General features: G+C 62.8%; 14 protein-coding genes. 6 read left to right on the top strand and 8 right to left on the bottom strand.

Features of this window, described 5'->3' with window-relative positions; all coding sequences use genetic code 11:
• The first annotated feature begins 4 nt into the window (after positions 1-4).
• Entirely contained in the window at positions 5-529 is a 525-nt protein-coding gene (locus KHP07_RS19090) for a GNAT family N-acetyltransferase (RefSeq protein WP_352152409.1), read from the top strand.
• Here KHP07_RS19090 and KHP07_RS19085 read toward each other — a convergent pair.
• Positions 476-1,681: an MFS transporter gene (locus tag KHP07_RS19085; protein WP_214497768.1), complete on the bottom strand. Its 1,206-nt coding sequence runs from the start codon at positions 1,679-1,681 to the stop codon at positions 476-478. The two genes, KHP07_RS19090 and KHP07_RS19085, sit on opposite strands and share 54 nt — an antisense overlap.
• A 117-nt stretch (positions 1,682-1,798) precedes the next feature.
• Between KHP07_RS19085 and KHP07_RS19080 the strand changes: the two genes are divergently transcribed.
• Positions 1,799-2,698, top strand: coding sequence for a LysR family transcriptional regulator (locus KHP07_RS19080; RefSeq protein WP_214497767.1), 900 nt, complete (start codon positions 1,799-1,801; stop codon positions 2,696-2,698).
• Positions 2,699-2,787: 89 nt separating this feature from the next.
• Positions 2,788-3,573: a DUF2242 domain-containing protein gene (locus KHP07_RS19075; RefSeq protein ID WP_078049274.1), complete on the top strand. Its 786-nt coding sequence runs from the start codon at positions 2,788-2,790 to the stop codon at positions 3,571-3,573.
• Position 3,574: 1 nt separating this feature from the next.
• On the opposite strand, the gene aceE is transcribed toward KHP07_RS19075, so the two are convergent.
• Positions 3,575-6,235, bottom strand: coding sequence for a pyruvate dehydrogenase (acetyl-transferring), homodimeric type (gene aceE, locus KHP07_RS19070; RefSeq protein WP_099492942.1), 2,661 nt, complete (start codon positions 6,233-6,235; stop codon positions 3,575-3,577).
• Between the two features lie 146 nt (positions 6,236-6,381).
• On the opposite strand from aceE, the gene KHP07_RS19065 reads away from it, so the two are divergent.
• Positions 6,382-6,852 (top strand): MarR family winged helix-turn-helix transcriptional regulator, encoded by a 471-nt coding sequence (locus KHP07_RS19065; protein WP_214497766.1) that lies wholly within the window; start codon positions 6,382-6,384, stop codon positions 6,850-6,852.
• A gap of 39 nt (positions 6,853-6,891) precedes the next feature.
• On the opposite strand, the gene KHP07_RS19060 is transcribed toward KHP07_RS19065, so the two are convergent.
• The 3 genes from KHP07_RS19060 to KHP07_RS19050 all read right to left on the bottom strand — a co-directional run bounded on the left by KHP07_RS19060 (position 6,892) and on the right by KHP07_RS19050 (position 10,398).
• Positions 6,892-7,908 (bottom strand): transketolase-like TK C-terminal-containing protein, encoded by a 1,017-nt coding sequence (locus tag KHP07_RS19060; protein WP_214497765.1) that lies wholly within the window; start codon positions 7,906-7,908, stop codon positions 6,892-6,894.
• Positions 7,909-8,242: 334 nt separating this feature from the next.
• Entirely contained in the window at positions 8,243-9,271 is a 1,029-nt protein-coding gene (locus KHP07_RS19055; protein ID WP_078049270.1) for an AraC family transcriptional regulator, read from the bottom strand.
• The gene (locus KHP07_RS19050; protein WP_078049269.1) at positions 9,268-10,398 is read right to left on the bottom strand and encodes a carbon-nitrogen hydrolase family protein; all 1,131 of its coding nucleotides are present in this window, start codon (positions 10,396-10,398) and stop codon (positions 9,268-9,270) included. The genes KHP07_RS19055 and KHP07_RS19050 overlap by 4 nt, the downstream gene beginning before the upstream one ends.
• A gap of 212 nt (positions 10,399-10,610) precedes the next feature.
• Here KHP07_RS19050 and KHP07_RS19045 point away from each other — a divergent pair, with 212 nt between their 5' ends.
• Entirely contained in the window at positions 10,611-12,650 is a 2,040-nt protein-coding gene (locus KHP07_RS19045; protein ID WP_214497764.1) for an NADPH-dependent 2,4-dienoyl-CoA reductase, read from the top strand.
• A gap of 57 nt (positions 12,651-12,707) precedes the next feature.
• The gene (locus KHP07_RS19040) at positions 12,708-13,592 is read left to right on the top strand and encodes a 1-aminocyclopropane-1-carboxylate deaminase/D-cysteine desulfhydrase (protein WP_214497763.1); all 885 of its coding nucleotides are present in this window, start codon (positions 12,708-12,710) and stop codon (positions 13,590-13,592) included.
• Positions 13,593-13,633: 41 nt separating this feature from the next.
• Here KHP07_RS19040 and KHP07_RS19035 read toward each other — a convergent pair whose 3' ends face one another.
• The 3 genes from KHP07_RS19035 to KHP07_RS19025 all read right to left on the bottom strand — a co-directional run bounded on the left by KHP07_RS19035 (position 13,634) and on the right by KHP07_RS19025 (position 16,348).
• Positions 13,634-14,230, bottom strand: a complete 597-nt coding sequence (locus KHP07_RS19035; protein WP_214497762.1) for a cytochrome b — start codon at positions 14,228-14,230, stop codon at positions 13,634-13,636.
• Positions 14,231-14,344: 114 nt separating this feature from the next.
• Positions 14,345-15,172, bottom strand: coding sequence for a phosphonoacetaldehyde hydrolase (phnX, locus tag KHP07_RS19030; RefSeq protein ID WP_214497761.1), 828 nt, complete (start codon positions 15,170-15,172; stop codon positions 14,345-14,347).
• Between the two features lie 66 nt (positions 15,173-15,238).
• On the bottom strand, positions 15,239-16,348 hold the full coding sequence (locus KHP07_RS19025; protein WP_099492938.1) for a 2-aminoethylphosphonate--pyruvate transaminase: 1,110 nt from the start codon (positions 16,346-16,348) through the stop codon (positions 15,239-15,241).
• Positions 16,349-16,439 lie beyond the last annotated feature (91 nt).

Here is a 16,439-nt window from a genome sequence, read left to right as displayed (position 1 = left end):
AAGCGTGTCTATTCAAGGAAAAGAAGGCTGGGTGATCCGTCGTGCCAGCGCAGCGGATGCCCCGGCCGTGCTGCAGGTGTTTGACGAGGTAATTGCCTGGTTTGTCGGGATGGGTAATAACGCTCAATGGGGCACCGAGCCCTGGTCCGCATTGCCCCGGCGGGTCGCGCAAGTCACGGACGCGTGTGGCATGCCTGGTGCCTGGGTGGTTGAAACGCCTGAAGGACGGGTGCTGGCGGCACTCGTGCTGGGCGAGCCCATGCCTTACGTGCCGCCGGCGTCTGAGCCGGAAGTCTATGTGCGTTTGCTGATCGCCGCACGTGATGCCCGTGCGCGTGGGTTGGGTCGGCAGCTGTTGGCTTTCGCCGATGAGCGTGCCCGCGCTGCCGGGGTCAACCGCCTGCGCGTGGACTGTTACGCCGGCGGCACGGGCGACCTGGTGCGTTTTTACGAGGCGTGCGGGTATCAGCGTATTTCAACGTTCGACCTTGAAGGGTGGCCGGGCCAGTTGTTGGGGCGCCGCCTGTGACGCGCCGGCCAGGGCCAGTAGCATCAGCAGCACAACCGCCCAGGCAAATGCGCCGACGCCCCAGCCTTGGAGCAACACACCACCCACCAGGCCGCCGCCTGCGATGCCCAGGTTCCACACGGTCACCAGCATCGATTGCGCGGCGTCAGCTGACTCGCCGGCCGATTTGGCCAGCGCCGTTTGCAGCAGGGCCGGCAGGCCGCCGAACGCCAGGCCCCATAACGCCACGGTGAGGTAGATCACCGCTGGCAGGTTCATCCAGAACGCCAGGGCCAAGGCGACTAAACCAAACAGCGCGCAACTGATCAACAGCAGTGCACGCAACCACCGGTCAATCAACACACCGGCCAGCCAGATGCTCAACAGCGCGGCGAGGCCGAACACCAGCAGCACGCGGTCGATGTCGGCGGCAATGCCCGCGGGCACCAGCAATGGGGCGATGTAGGTGTAGAGAATGTTGTGGGCCAGTACGTAGGTAAAGGTCACCCACAGCACCGGACGAATACCCGGCAAGCTCAGCACTTGATGCAGGGCCAAGCGTTTTCCGGCCTGTTCGCCGGCGAAATCCGGCAGTTGCAGACGCGCCCCTATCAACAGCAACAGCGTCAGGCCGGTCATGAGTGCAAAGCTCAGGCGCCAGCCAACGGCGGCGCCAAGAAACGTACCTGCGGGCACACCCAACGACAGCGCCAGCGGGGCGCCCAGCATCGCCACTGCAATGGCTCGACCTTGCAGGTGTGGCGCGACCATCCGGCTGGCATACCCCGCCAGCAATGCCCACAGCAGCCCGGCGAACACGCCGGCAAAGAAGCGCGCCACCAGGGTCAGCCCATAGTGGCTGGAAAGCGCGGTCACGCTGTTGACCAGGGCGAAGCCGCCAATGGCCACCAGCAACAACGGCCGGCGGCGCCAGCCGCGCGTCAACAGCGTCAGCGGGATGGCGGCGACGAGTGAGCCCAGGGCATACAGCGTCACCAGTTGGCCAACCAGTGCGGGCGACACGCCCAGGCCTTCGCCCATTTGCGGCAGCAGGCCGGCGGGCATGGCTTCGGTAAGGATGGTAATAAAACCGGCACTGGCCAAGGCCAGCAAACCACCCAGCGGCAGGGTGTCTTTTTGAGCGGTCACGGGGGAATCGGTGAGGGAAGTCATCACACTCTATCCATGCAAAAGGGCAAGCAGGCAGAGTAGGGGGCTGTTGTCCGCGGAAAAACAGGCTAAGGTTCCGAACTTATCGGACGTAGGCGTCCGTAATCATTGTGAGAGATCATGGACAACTTGGGCAGCCTTTCGGTATTCGTGCAGGTGGCGGAGACGCGCAGCTTCACCCTCGCAGGGCGTGTACTGGGTGTGTCATCGTCGGCCGTCGGCAAGAGCATCGCGCGGATGGAAGAGCGCCTGGGCGTGCGGCTGTTTCACCGCAGCACCCGCAGCATCACCTTGACCAGCGAGGGAGCGCTGTTCCTTGAGCGTTCGCGGCGTATCCTGGCCGAAGTCGAAGCCGCCGAGCGCGAACTGACAGAGGCCAGCGCCACGCCCCGAGGCAAGTTGCGCATCAGCGTGCCGCAAGTGCGCGGCTTGTTAATGCCGGTGCTCAGCGATTTCATGCGGGCTTACCCGGAGATCGAGTTGGATGTGGATTTCTCCGACCGCATGGTGGACGTGATCGAAGAAGGTTTCGACGCGGTGATTCGCACGGGCAAGCCGGAAGATTCGCGCCTTATGGCGCGTCACCTGGGGCATTACCAGTTGGTAGTGGTGGGCACCCCGGCCTATTTCCGCGAGCATGGCACCCCGCGACTGCCGCAGCAGTTGAGCGAGCATGCCTGCCTGCGTCACAAGTTCTGCGCCACGGGCAAGCTGGAGCCCTGGCCGTTGCGCCTGGCTGCCGGCGCCTCGGAACCTGTCTTGCGCGCCCCGTTGGTCAGTACCACCATCGAGTCCCTCAACCACGTGGTGCATGAAGGGCTGGGGATCGCCTGCCTGCCGGACTACATGGTCAATCAGGCCGTTGCCGACGGGCGCCTGCAACGGGTGCTGGATGACCACCTGGAACATCGGGGCAGTTTCTGGCTGTTATGGCCATCAAGTCGCCATGCCTCGGTCAAATTGCGCGTGTTTATTGAGCATATGTGCGCAGGGCTTTTTCCTGCGAGTGGTGCAATCTAAGGCTGTGACGTTTTACCGACAGGAATGCGCGCGCCAAGGCCTCGTTCTGTTGCACAATACCGCCCGGACCGTTTTCCTCAGGATTTTCAATGTCGACATCATTTCACTTGCGTAGCCTCGGGTTGGCGCTGGTGTTGGCGGGCGCCGCGGGCTGCTCGTCACCCAAGACCGCTATTTATGAACATGAGAATTTCGACGACTCCGGTACGTTTTCCCGGGATTACCCGGTGACTGACGTCGCCGCGTGTGAAGCCGCACGGCGCGCCTTGCTGAGCCAGGGCTACATCATCACCAGCAGCGACCCGAAACTGGTCGTGGGTAACAAGAGCTTCCAGCAGACCGGCGAAACCCACTTGCAGATCAGCTTCAACGTGGTGTGTGCCGATGATGGCAAAGGCACCAACCATTCGACGATGTTCGCCAACGCCTTGCAGGATCGCTATGCGCTGAAGAAGGTCAACAACTCCGCGAGCCTGGGGGTTGGGGTGTTGGGTTCGGTGTCGATGCCGATCGGCTCCACCGATGACTCGATGGTGAAGGTGGCGAGCGAGACCGTTTCGGCGCCGAAATTCTACGAGCGTTATTTTTCGCTGGTTGATGTGTTCCTGCCACAGGAAGTGAAGAAGGCCGAGCATATCCCCGAGCAACCGAAAGCCGAGCTGGGGGTGCCGGAACCCAAGGCCGCCCCGGCTACCGAGAAAGTCGAGCCGCCGAAGGAAGAGCCTGCCGCCCCGCAGCCTGTCTCCCAGCCCGTCACGCCACCTGCCGAGGCCGCGCCGATTGCGCCGCAGGCAGAACCCGCACCGGCCACCAGCAACCCGGACTTGCCTGCGCCGACAGAAGCGATTCCGCCCCTGCCGACGCCTGCGCAGTAACTCAGACTGCTACGGGGTCGACCTTGTCGACGTTGATCCCGTAGCGGCTGATCGCTTCACTGACTTTCTCGCGTCCGATCACGCCGTCATCCGCCAAGGCCTTCAAGGCCGCCAGCGCGATGAAATGCCGGTCCACTTCGAAGAACGCCCGCAGGGTTTCACGGGTGTCCGATTGCCCAAAACCGTCCGTGCCCAGCGCCACAAAGCGCCGGCCGGGAACGAAGGGGCGAATCTGATCGGCAAACAGCTTCATGTAGTCCGTCGCCACCACCACCGGCCCTGTTTCACTGGCCAGGCAGTGCTCCACGTAGCTCACCCTTGGCTCGCTCTGCGGGTGCAGCAGGTTCCAGCGCTCCACGGCATGCCCGTCACGGCGCAACTCGGTGAGGCTGGTTGTGCTCCATACATTACTGTGGATGCCGAAGTCCTTGTGCAGCAACTCGGCCGCCGCAATCACTTCGCGCAGGATTGAGCCGCTGCCCATCAGTTGCACCTGGGCCTGCGTGCTGGCACTGAGCCGGTACATACCCTTGAGAATGCCGTCCTCCACACCTTCGGGCATTGCCGGGTGCGGGTAGTTTTCGTTCAGCAAGGTGATGTAGTAGTAAATGTCCTCTTGCTGCACGTACATCCGCCGCATGCCCTCGCGAATGATTACCGCCAGCTCGTAGGCAAACGTCGGGTCGTAGGACACGCAGCAAGGGATCACTGACGACAGGATATGGCTGTGCCCATCGTCATGCTGCAAGCCTTCGCCCATCAGCGTGGTGCGGCCTGCCGTGGCCCCCAGCAGGAAGCCGCGCGCCCGCGCATCGCCTGCCGCCCAGGCGAGGTCGCCAACGCGTTGGAAGCCGAACATCGAATAGAAAATATAGAACGGCACGGTCATCACAGCGTGGTTGCTGTAGGACGTACTCGCCGCGATCCATGAGGAAATGGCGCCGGATTCATTCAGGCCTTCCTGCATGATCTGTCCGTCCTTGCTTTCCTTGTAGTAGCTCAGTTGCCCTGCGTCCTGCGGGGTGTAGAGCTGGCCTACGGCCGAGTGGATGCCGATCTGACGGAACAGGCTTTCCATTCCGAAGGTACGCGACTCATCCGGCACGATGGGCACGATCAGTTTGCCCAGGTGCGGGTCCTTGAGCAGGGTGCCAAGGATGCGCACAAAGGCCATGGTGGTGGAGATTGCCCGTTCGCCGGTGTCCTTGAGCTGGGTGGCGAAGGCGGCCAGTTCGGGGATCTGCAAGGGTTCGACCACGCTGTGGCGCGCCGGTACGTAGCCGCCCAGGGCCTGGCGGCGAGCGGCGAAGTAGCGGGCTTCTTCGCTGTCGGCCGCGGGCTTGAGGTAGGGGATGTCGGCGAGTTGGTCGTCCGCGACGTCCAGGTCGAAACGATCGCGGAATGCTCTAACCGCATCGGCGCCCATTTTCTTCAATTGATGGTTGATGTTCTGGCCTTCGCCGGCCTCACCCATGCCGAAGCCCTTGACGGTTTTCGCCAGGATCACAGTGGGCTGGCCGCCATGGCGCACGGCAGCCGCATAGGCGTTGTAGACCTTGTCCGGGTCGTGTCCACCCCGTGAGAGTTTCCAGATTTCGTCGTCGGACATGTCCGCAACCAACGCGAGTAATTCCGGGTACTTGCCGAAGAAATGTTCGCGTACATAGGCGCCGTTCTGTGACTTGTAGTTCTGATAGTCGCCGTCCACGCATTCCATCATGCGTTGGCGCAGCAGGCCGCTTTGGTCTTTGTCCAGCAGCGCGTCCCAGCCACTGCCCCAGATCACTTTGATCACGTTCCAGCCGGCGGCGCGGTACAGGCTTTCGAACTCCTGGATCACCTTGGCGTTGCCGCGCACGGGGCCGTCCAGGCGTTGCAGGTTGCAGTTGACCACGAAGATCAGGTTGTCGAGTTTCTCGCGCCCGGCCAGGGAAATGGCGGCCAGGGATTCCGGCTGATCCATTTCACCATCACCGAGGAAGGCCCAGACCTTGCGTCCCTGGTGTTGCTTGAGGCCGCGCAATTCCAGGTAGCGCATAAAGCGCGCCTGGTAAGCGGCGGTGATGGGGCCGAGGCCCATGGACACGGTAGGGAATTGCCAGAAGTCCGGCATCAGCCGTGGGTGTGGGTAGGACGAAATACCGTCGCCACCGGCCTCGCGGCGGAAGTTGTCGAGTTGCGCTTCGCTGATGCGGCCTTCCAGGTAGGCGCGGCCGTAGATGCCGGGGGAGGAGTGACCCTGGATGTACACCAGGTCGCCCTCAAAGCTGTCGGTTCGGCCACGGAAGAAGTGATCAAAACCTACGTCGTACAGCACTGCGGCTGACGCATAGGTCGCGATGTGCCCACCGACGCCTGAGTGTTTGCCTGCACGCAACACCATTGCCATGGCGTTCCAACGGATAAACGCATTGGTACGGCGTTCGATGGCCAGGTTGCCAGGGTAGGGCAATTGACGGTCCACCGGGATTGTATTGACGTAGGGCGTGGTCACCCGCCCGTAGAAGTCGCCATGCCGCGCCACGTCGAAATCCAGCAACTGATCGATCAGGTAGTGGGCGCGCGGGCGGCCTTCGGTGGACAGCACCGATTCGATGGAGTCCAGCCACTCGCGGGTTTCCTGTGGATCGTCATCGCGTCTGACTGCGTTGTTCGGGGTCATGTGAGGCTCCAAGGTAGGCGGATTTCAAGTGGCGGGCTCCTTGTGGGAGTGCCGGCAAATGTAATTGCAGTTGCAACTACATGACCGAATCTAGCGCGGGATGAGCTACTATTGCAACCTTCTTGAAATTGCCCGGATGGTGTTGCATGTCGTCGAAAGAGCCGGATGTATGGTTCCGTTTTGTCAGGGCCCACAGGACGGTCATCCGCGAAATCGAGCGGCGCCTGGCAGAGGCGGGCCTGCCACCCTATGCCTGGTATGACGCGTTGTGGGGCCTGGAAAGCGGCCCCGACGGTACCCGTCGCATGCACGAACTGGCCGATGTGCTGGCCATCGAGCGCTACAACCTCACCCGCCTGGTCGACCGCCTGGAAAAGGACGGCCTGGTGGTGCGTTCCCGCTCCGACGGCGACGGCCGCGCAGCGTTTGCCTCGATCACCGAGGCCGGTCGGGTGCTGCGTAAAAAGATGTGGAAGATCTACGAAAGCACGGTGGATGAGCTGTTCCTGTCACAGATCGATCCCGAGCAACGCCAGTGCTTTGCCGACGCACTGGAGCGCACCGCCGGGCTGGCGATGGATGCCGGCGTCCAGACCCGCAGCCGCCGCAAAACCTAAAGCCCCACGAAAACCTTGTAGGAGCCGGCAAGCCGGCTCCTACAGTCCAGCGCATTCGACTGCATAGCGATTCATCGCGGCCTGCACCTGCCGTGCGTCGATCCGCCCTTCATCCGCCAATGCCCTGAGCGCCGTTACCACGATCCAATACCGACTCGGCGCCGCCGCCTGCACCGACCCCGCGCCCAGCGCCACAAAGCGTGCATCCACGTGCGCCGCTAACTGATCGACAATCGCCTGCGGATAGCCGGTCACTGCAATCACTGGAGCTGCATTCCCGGCCAGGCAATCGCGCAGATGGCAGCTGCGCTTGGACAGCCCGGGGTGCAGGCGATTCCAGCGTTCAGCCGCGCCAGCCTCGCGGGCCAGTCGTGTGTAGCTGGGGCAGCTCCACAGTTGCGCGGTGATGTCCCAGTCTTGTTCCAACAGCTGCCTGGCCTGCAGCACCTCTTCAAGCGCCCGGCCTGAGCCGAGCAGGCGCACATCCGCAGGGGTGTCAGGTTGGAGTCGGTACATGCCCTTGAGTGCGGCTTCTCGGTCCTGCTCACTCAGGGGCGCCGCGCTTTCATGATCATGCAGGGCCAGGTAATAGAACCCGGGCTTGCCGTCGACATACAGGCTACGCAACGCTGCCAGCACAATCGCTCGGGCTTCCTCGCCGGAGGCCGGGTCATACGGCGTGCAGCGCGGGTGGGTGGCGAGCCATAACGGCAGGGAAGGCTGCGCACCCTTGGGCCACCGGGAGGGTTGGTTTTCGATGTCGTTGCACAAGATGCCGCGCTGGTGGGCGGCGTCGGACAGCGCACTCAACTGCGCCGACGACTGCGCAGTGTGCAGGTACAGCAAGGGTTTTTCGACGGTATTACGGGCGAACCAACTAGGCCAATGACCCACGCGCCGCGAGCGTGACTGGCCGCGGATCACCCAGGCCTGACGGCTGAATTCGAGGGTGTCGGCCATGCTTGTCACGGTGTACAGCGGTGAGCGGCTGGCGGGCGTGGCAGCACTCAAGGCGTCGATGCAAAGCTGCGCGGCGTGTGCGGTAGCGGTGGTCATGGAGAGGGTCACCTGGCGACGAATGCCATTACCCTAATGGAAATCTGTATGTGATTGCAATTGCAATGATTGCAATAGTGTCTCGATGGCCGGGTGCTAAATCCCTGCAACGCTGCTACGTTTAAACCTTGAGCGCAGGAACGTCATGGCGTCGACATTTTTTCGTCATGACGGCACTTTAGGCTGGCTGTGCAGGTCATTAATCAGCAGCCGCTTTTAACATCAAGAAGGAGTCCGGCATGGACGATTACCAGGAAGAACTGCTCGAGTACCACGCGATTGAGTCGGACCCGCTGGAACCCGCTGACGATGCAACAGAGCTGTAAGACCGACTTCAGGCGGAATGCCGCTGACTGCGGCGAAATTCCCCTGGGGTCTGGTTGTTCCATCGCCTGAAGGCCCGTTGAAACGCCTGGGCCGAGGCAAAACCGAGCAGGTAGGCGATCTCGCCGAACGCCAATTCCGTATCGCGAATGTAGGTCATGGCCAGGTCGCGGCGGGTATCGTTGAGAATCGCGCGGAACTGAGTGCCTTCTTCGGCCAGTTTGCGGCGCAGCGTCCAGGTGGGCAGCTTCAGGCGTGCCGCCACTTCTTCCAGGTCGGGTTCCCGGCCGCCATTGAGCATCGGCCCGAGCAAACGGGTAATGCGCTCGCGCAGGCTGCGGGTGCGCGTCAACTGCTCCAATTCCCTTTCGCACAGCTGTAACAGCAATTGCCAGGTGCTTGGGCAGTGCTGCGGGTTGCGCAGCGCCAGGGTGTGTTGGTTGAGGCGCAATTGATTGGCGTCGGCGCCGAAGTGAACGTCTCCAAGCGCTTCGTAGTCTTCGCTGTAGTCCGGCGCTTCAAATTCGATTTCGATGCGCTGCGCTTGCACCGGTTGCTGGGCCAGGCTCGACAATTGATGCAGCCAGCCAGCGATGATCGAGTCCACCACAAAGCGGTTGTAGGCGTTGTAGGGGCTGATGGAATAGAAGCGCAGCCAGGCGCCTTCGGCATCTTCGACAAAGCTCGACTGCCCGCGATAATTGGAACCGTACAGCGCCTCGAAGCGCGTCAATGCGCGCGCCGCCTCGCGTACGTTGGGCGCCTGGGCGGCGGTGACGCCGGCCAGCCCGGCCTGGCTCAAGCGGCTGAGCTGGCCCATGCGCAAGCCCAGGCCCGGGTCGCCGGTGAGCTGGATGGCCGCATGGCCCAGGCGCATGTAGCGTGGGATCGACAAGCGTGCGCCGGCCTCGGCGAGGCGCGCCGGGTCGAGGCCGTATTGCAGCAGCAGCGGCTGTGGGTCCAGGCCGTGGCTGTGGATGGCATCGGCCAGGGTGTGCACGAAGCCCACCGACAGATCCCCCAGCCGGACCGGTTTCACAGCCAGATATTCAACAGGCGTGCGCCACGGGCTTCACCATCGGCGCTGATTTGCCCATTGCTGCTGAGAAAGCTGTGCCCGGCGGTGCCCAGGTCCCAGAACTGCCCGCGCAGGAACACGCTCATGCCGGCGCTGGCCTGGCTGATGGGGGGCTGGCTGATCAGCGTGAGCCGACGCCAGGCCTCGCCCTCGCTGAGCTCTTCGGGCTTGAGGCTGATTTCGGTCGGGGTGGACACGCTTTTGAACCCGCGCCAAGGGCGGTCCCAGGTATCGCGACCGAGCACAAAGGCCGGCACTGCAATCAACTGCGCACCTTGCTCGTTGAGTTTGCGGTAGTTGTCCGGGTACCAACTGTCGCTGCCGACCAGCACACCCAGGCGCCCGGCCGGGGTGTCGACCACGCTGACGACGTTTTCGTCGCCGGGCTGGATAAAGCCGCGTTCATCGTAGATCGGGTAGAGCTGGCGCTGTGGGTCGCCGATCGGCAAGCCATCGGCGGCAAATACCACGCTGGCGTTATACAGCGCGCCATGGCCGACCTGCAGTTGACCCTGGCTCACACTCGGGTTCGGCAGGGTGATGGAACCGGCCACCAATGTAACGCCGAATTCCTTGGCCAGGCCGCCGAACAACACCTGATAGTCCCGCGCCATGTCTTGGGCTTTCATGCGCAGGTAGGCGTCGTCGGTGCGGTTGTCGCCCGTGGCACTGATCCAGGCGCGGGCGAACAGCAGCGGGTTGCTGACCGACAGCCAATTCATCGCCTCTTTGGCGTGGAGGGCCTGGTACACCTCGTTCTTTTCGCCGGTGAGCATCAGCCAGGTACCGATATGTTCGGGCAGCACCACGATAGTCTTGTCATTGATCAGCCCCTGGTCACGGGCTTTTTGCAGGTAGGCCGCGAGCTTCAGGTGCAGGCGTTCCAGGCTCTGGTAGTCGGCGGGAAACAACTCCGGCTGGATGCCCAGCAAGTTGCCACGGTCGGCAGGCAGGCCTTCGTTGACGGCCAGTGTGATACGCAGGTCCGACAGGTAATGCCCCACGGGGCGCTCCTGGGTCCAGACCAGATACGCGGCGATGGCGGCAACCAGGGCCATGGTGATGGTGAAAATCAGAAGTTTACGCATGGGGGAACAGACAACAGACCGTGTGCAGGGTTCGCCGACTAGGGTAGGGCGCATGGGCGGCCTTGCCAAGGGGCGCTGTGCATTTGGATCAATAAGTTGTCAGTTTCAGTCATTGAGCCGTCGTCCACCGCCTCTTAGTCTGTGGGACATAAACCGATGGCAGGCCATTCGAGCCTTCCACGTCCCGTGATGATCCGTTGTGGAGCTTGACCATGACCGCTGTTGCCTACCCGCACCTGCTGGCCCCGTTGGACCTGGGTTTTACCACCTTGCGCAACCGTACCCTGATGGGTTCGATGCACACCGGCCTGGAAGAGAAACCCGGCGGTTTCGAACGCATGGCGGCCTATTTTGCCGAGCGCGCCCGTGGCGGCGTTGGCTTGATGGTGACCGGCGGTATTGGCCCCAATGACGAGGGCGGCGTGTATGCAGGCGCCGCCAAGCTGACCACCGACGAAGAAGCGCAGAAGCACAAGATCGTCACCCAGGCGGTGCACAAGGCGGGCGGCAAGATCTGCATGCAGATTCTTCATGCCGGCCGTTATGCCTACAGCCCCAAGCAGGTTGCGCCCAGTGCGATTCAAGCGCCGATCAACCCGTTCAAGCCTAAGGAGCTGGACGAAGAGGGTATCGAAAAGCAGATCCAGGATTTTGTCACCTGCTCGCTGCTGGCCCAGGTCGCCGAGTATGACGGCGTGGAAATCATGGGGTCCGAAGGCTACTTCATTAACCAGTTCCTCGCGGCTCACACCAACCATCGCACCGACCGTTGGGGCGGCAGCTACGAAAACCGCATGCGCCTGGCCGTGGAAATCGTGCGCCGCGTGCGTGACGCCGTGGGCCCGAATTTCATCATCATCTTCCGCCTGTCGATGCTCGACCTGGTGGAAGGCGGCAGCAGCTGGGAAGAAATCGTGCAGTTGGCCAAGGCCATTGAAGGCGCCGGTGCGACCCTCATCAACACCGGTATCGGCTGGCACGAAGCGCGCATCCCGACCATCGCCACCAAAGTGCCACGCGGCGCGTTCAGCAAAGTCACCGCCAAGTTGCGCGGTGCGGTGCAGATTCCGCTGATCACCACCAACCGCATCAATACCCCGGAAATCGCCGAGCAGATCCTGGCCGAAGGCGATGCCGACATGGTCTCGATGGCGCGCCCATTCCTGGCTGACCCGGAGTTTGTCAACAAGGCCGCCGCCGGCCGCGCCGATGAGATCAACACCTGCATCGGCTGCAACCAGGCCTGCCTGGACCACACCTTTGGTGGCAAGCTGACCACCTGCCTGGTCAACCCGCGGGCCTGCTACGAGACTGAGCTTAACTACCTGCCAGTCCAGCACATCAAGAAGATCGCCGTGGTCGGCGCCGGCCCTGCCGGTCTGGCGGCGGCCACGGTGGCGGCGGAGCGCGGCCATCAGGTGACGCTGTTCGATTCGGCCAGCGAGATCGGTGGTCAGTTCAATATCGCCAAGCGTGTGCCGGGCAAAGAGGAGTTCTTTGAAACCCTGCGCTACTTCAAGCGCAAATTGCAAACCACCCACGTGGAGCTGTGCCTCAACACCCGCGTCGACGTGGCGCAGTTGGCGGCAGGCGGCTATGACGAGATCATCCTGGCCACCGGCATTGCCCCGCGTACCCCGGCGATTCCAGGGATCGACAATGCCAAGGTGCTGAGCTACCTGGACGTGATCCTGGCGCGTAAACCCGTCGGCAAGCGCGTCGCGGTGATTGGCGCGGGCGGTATCGGTTTTGACGTGTCGGAATTCCTTGTGCACCAGGGGGTGTCCACCAGCCTGGACCGCGAAGCGTTCTGGAAGGAGTGGGGCATCGACACCCAGTTGGAGGCCCGTGGCGGTGTGGCTGGGATCAAGCCGCAACCCCATGCACCGGCGCGTGAAGTGTTCCTGCTGCAGCGCAAGACCTCCAAAGTCGGCGATGGCCTGGGCAAGACCACCGGCTGGATCCACCGTACCGGCCTGAAGAACAAGCAGGTGCAGATGCTCAACAGCGTCGAGTACCTGAAGATCGACGATGAAGGCCTGCATATCCGCATTGGCGCCGAGGGCGAGCCGCAGGTGCTGGCGGTGGACAACATCATCATCTGCGCCGGCCAGGACCCACTGCGCGAACTGCAGGATGGCCTGGTCGCGGCCGGCCAGAACGTGCACTTGATCGGCGGCGCCGATGTGGCGGCCGAGCTGGACGCCAAGCGCGCGATCAACCAAGGCTCGCGTCTCGCGGCCGAGTTGTAAGACCCCGGACGGGGCGGTGTTAGACTACCGCCCCGTTTTTCATGCAGATCCCTCCCGATGGGTCCCTTCGATTGGCTTCCCCACGCACCGCTTGAACCTTTGCGCCTGGATTGGCTGAAAGGTGTCGAGCTGGCCGTGTTGCGCCTGGACCGCATCGACCCGCTGATCAGCGGCAACAAGTGGTTCAAGCTCACCGGGCACTTGGCGCAGGCGCAAGATGCGCGCGGCATCATTAGCCTGGGCGGTGCCTACTCCAACCATCTGCATGCGCTGGCGGCAGCGGGGAAGCGTTTCGGTTTTCCCACGGTGGGCCTGCTGCGTGGTCATCCTCAAGACAACCCCACAATCCAAGACCTGAAAGCCTTCGGCATGCAACTGCATTGGCTGGGCTATGGCGGCTATCGCGCGCGGCATGAACCGGGTTTCTGGCGGCCATGGCGCGAGCAGTATCCCGACCTGCACCCCGTGCCCGAAGGCGGCGGAGGCCGTGCGGGTGCCTTGGGGTGTGCGGTGCTGGTCGAGCAGGTGCGTGCGCAGTTACACCGCGTGGGCTGGGCGGATTACGACGCCTGGTGGCTGGCCGCCGGCACGGGTACCACGCTGGCGGGCCTGGCGCTGGCAGAGGCGGGCGCGCACCCGGTGTATGGCGCCATGGCGGTGCCGGATGACCACGGCGTGGCACAGAACGTCGACGCCCTCGTGCAGGGCGGCTATGAGCTGCTGAACGCCAGCCGAGGTGGCTTCGCCAAAGTCGACCCGGTGCTGCTCGACTTCATCGACGCCACGCAACAGGCTTGTGGCTTGCCCCTGGAGCCGCTCTACACCGGCAAGGCGTTACTGGCCTTGAAGATGCAGATCGAGGCCGGGCGCTTCGCACTCGGTACTCGCCTGGTGTTCGTCCACACCGGCGGCCTCCAAGGCCGCCGAGGGTTTGAAGCTTAACGAATGCCCCCTGTGGGAGCGGGCTTGCCCGCGAATGCTGTTTATCGTTCAGCAGATTTGGTGGCTGGCCCGCCGCCTTCGCGAGCAAGCCGGCTCCCACCCGGCATCATGCGCAACGCCGTGTTGTCCCGCAGGATGTAGTGATGGGCAATCCCCGCCAGTGCATGCAGCCCGATCAGCCAATAACCGACCTTGCCGAACCACACATGCCAGCCTTCGATCTGCTTGGCCAGGTCCTTGTTCTCACCGATCAACGGCGGCAATTCCATCCCGTAGAACATCACCGAATGGCCCTCGGCACTGACGATCAGCCAACCGGCAATCGGCATGCCGATCATCAACGCGTAGAGTGCGAAGTGCATCAGGATCGCCAAAAGGCTTTGCCATTGCGGCGGTGCCGGTACGATCTTCGGTGCCACCCCCAGGCTGCGTGCGAACAACCGCAGCCACACCAGCACAAACACGGTGAGGCCAAACATAAAGTGCATCTCGACGATCAATGTGCGCGCACCGCTGCCTTTGGGGAACTGGCCGCGTAACTCAATGCAGGCGTAGACCACCGCCAGCAGCACCACCATCAACCAGTGCAACGCGATCGACATGGTGCTGTAGCGCGTATCGGAGTTTTTCCACGGCATTGCTGGGTTCCTCACTCATCAGGGCAAACCTCCATTCTTTGGCGATGGAGTCCTTTAACTGTATGCCGGTTTTGAGCGCTTTGCCTGGCGTAAGTGCCGTTGTGTTGACCTCTATCAGTGGCTTTGCGGCATTTCCCCACGGGCCAGGCGCGCATTGATGTCGGTGATGACGGCGGGCAGGTCGTTGAGGGTGTCGATCAAGTAATGCGGGCGCGAGCCTTCGAACATAGTCTCGATACGCTTGCGCTCGCGATCCAGGGTGGTGCTGTCCAGGGCGCGGAACTGTTCATACGTCAGGCCCAGGGCATTGCCGGAGCAGGTCAAGGCCACGGTCCACATCCCGGCACGGCGCCCTTCGAGAATGCCCGGCACCGTGTCATCGACCTTCACGCACGCCGCCACGTCATCGATGCCCAGCGCGATCACGTTGGCCAGGGCCTGGGCAGGCCAGGGGCGACCGTTGGGTACTTCGTCGGTGGCGACCACGTGGTCGGCGATATAGCCATTGGTGGCGGCCAGGGCGACGACCTTGTCCATCACTTGCTTGGGGTAGCCGGAGCAGGAGCCGATCTTGATGCCTTGCACGCGCAGCCGGGCGATGACGTCGAGGGCGCCAGGAATCAGGGCCGAGTGTTCGGCGATCTTCTCGATCTGCAACGGCATGAAGCGCTGGTAGATGGCGGTCACGTCATCGTCGGTGGGCGTGCGGCCGAAGGCCTTGCGGTAGCGTTCGGCGACTTGCGGTTGGTCGCAGAGGGTACGGATATGGTCCCACTTGCCCATGCCCATCGGCCCACGGGCTTCTTCGATGGACACTTGCACGTCGAACTCGGCAAAGGCCTCGACAAAGATTTGCGTGGGGGCGAACGAGCCGAAGTCGACCACGGTGCCGGCCCAGTCGAGGATCACGGCCTGGAGGGTGTTGGGGTTTTGATAGTTCATGGTTACAAATCCTGTGGGTCATAGGGGCACTGTAGGAGCCGGCAAGCCAGCGCCTACACGGGGGAGTCAAATCTCGAGTACTTCCATTTCTTGCAGCACGTCGGCTATCGCCTTGACCGCCGCCCGCATCCCTGCCGCGTCGACATGGCCGATGCAGCCCACGCGGAAGGTTTCCACCTGGGTCAACTTGCCCGGGTACAGGATGAAACCCTTGGCCTTGACCCGTTCGTAGAAGTCCTTGAACTGGTAGCGCGGGTCTTGGGGCGCGTGGAAGGTGACGATAATCGGGGCCTGGATATCTGCTGGCAGGAAGCTGCGCAGGCCCAGTTCGCCCATGCCGTCGAGCAGCGCCTGGCAGTTGCTGGCGTAGCGTTTATGACGCGCGGGCAAGCCGCCTTCTTCCTGGTATTGCAGCAGCGCCTCGTGCAGGGCCGCCACCACGTGGGTCGGCGGCGTGAACCGCCATTGGCCGGTCTTGGCCATGTAGCTGTGCTGGTCGAACAGGTCCATCGCCAGGGAGTGGCAGTGACCTTGGGCGGCAGCCAATGCCTGCTTGTCGGCAAAGACGAAGCCCATGCCCGGTACGCCTTCCAGGCATTTGCCGGAGGCAGCGATCAGCGCGTCGAACGGCACTTCGCGGGCGTCGATGGGTAACGCGCCGAACGAACTCATGGCGTCGATGATCAGGCGTTTACCGTGGTTTTTAACCACCTGGGCGATGTCCGGCAGAGGGTTGAGAATGCCGGTGCTGGTTTCGCAGTGGATCAGCGCCACGTGGGTGATGGCCTTGTCGGCCTGCAGCAGGCGGTCCACATCGGCGGCGGTGGTGGGTTCGTCCTCGGCGGTTTCAAAGGTGCTGAAATCGCGGCCCAGGACTTCACAGATTTTCGCCAGGCGCTTGCCGTAGGCGCCGTTGATCAGCACCAGTACTTTGCCGTCACGCGGGACCAGGGTGCCAATGGCCGCTTCCACCGCGAAGGTGCCGCTGCCTTGCAGGGGCACACAGTGGTGGCTGCCCTCGCCGTGAAGGATCGCCAGCAATTGCTCGCACACGCTGGCAGTGAGCTGGTTGAAACGGTCATCCCATGAACCCCAATCCACCATCATGGCCTGGCGGGTGCGGTGGGAGGTGGTCAGGGGACCGGGGGTCAGCAGGATGGGCGCGGCAGTGGTCATCTCAAGTCCTCGCAAGGCATCGGGGGTTGAAGCTACGGCGCTTAAATTGCAGTTTGGCTTGTTATCAATCAAATTGTTTGTTGTTATGCGA

The organism is Pseudomonas sp. VS40, assembly GCF_018587885.1.
Lineage (GTDB): Bacteria > Pseudomonadota > Gammaproteobacteria > Pseudomonadales > Pseudomonadaceae > Aquipseudomonas > Aquipseudomonas pergaminensis.
This window is presented reverse-complemented; position numbering and strand designations above follow the sequence as displayed.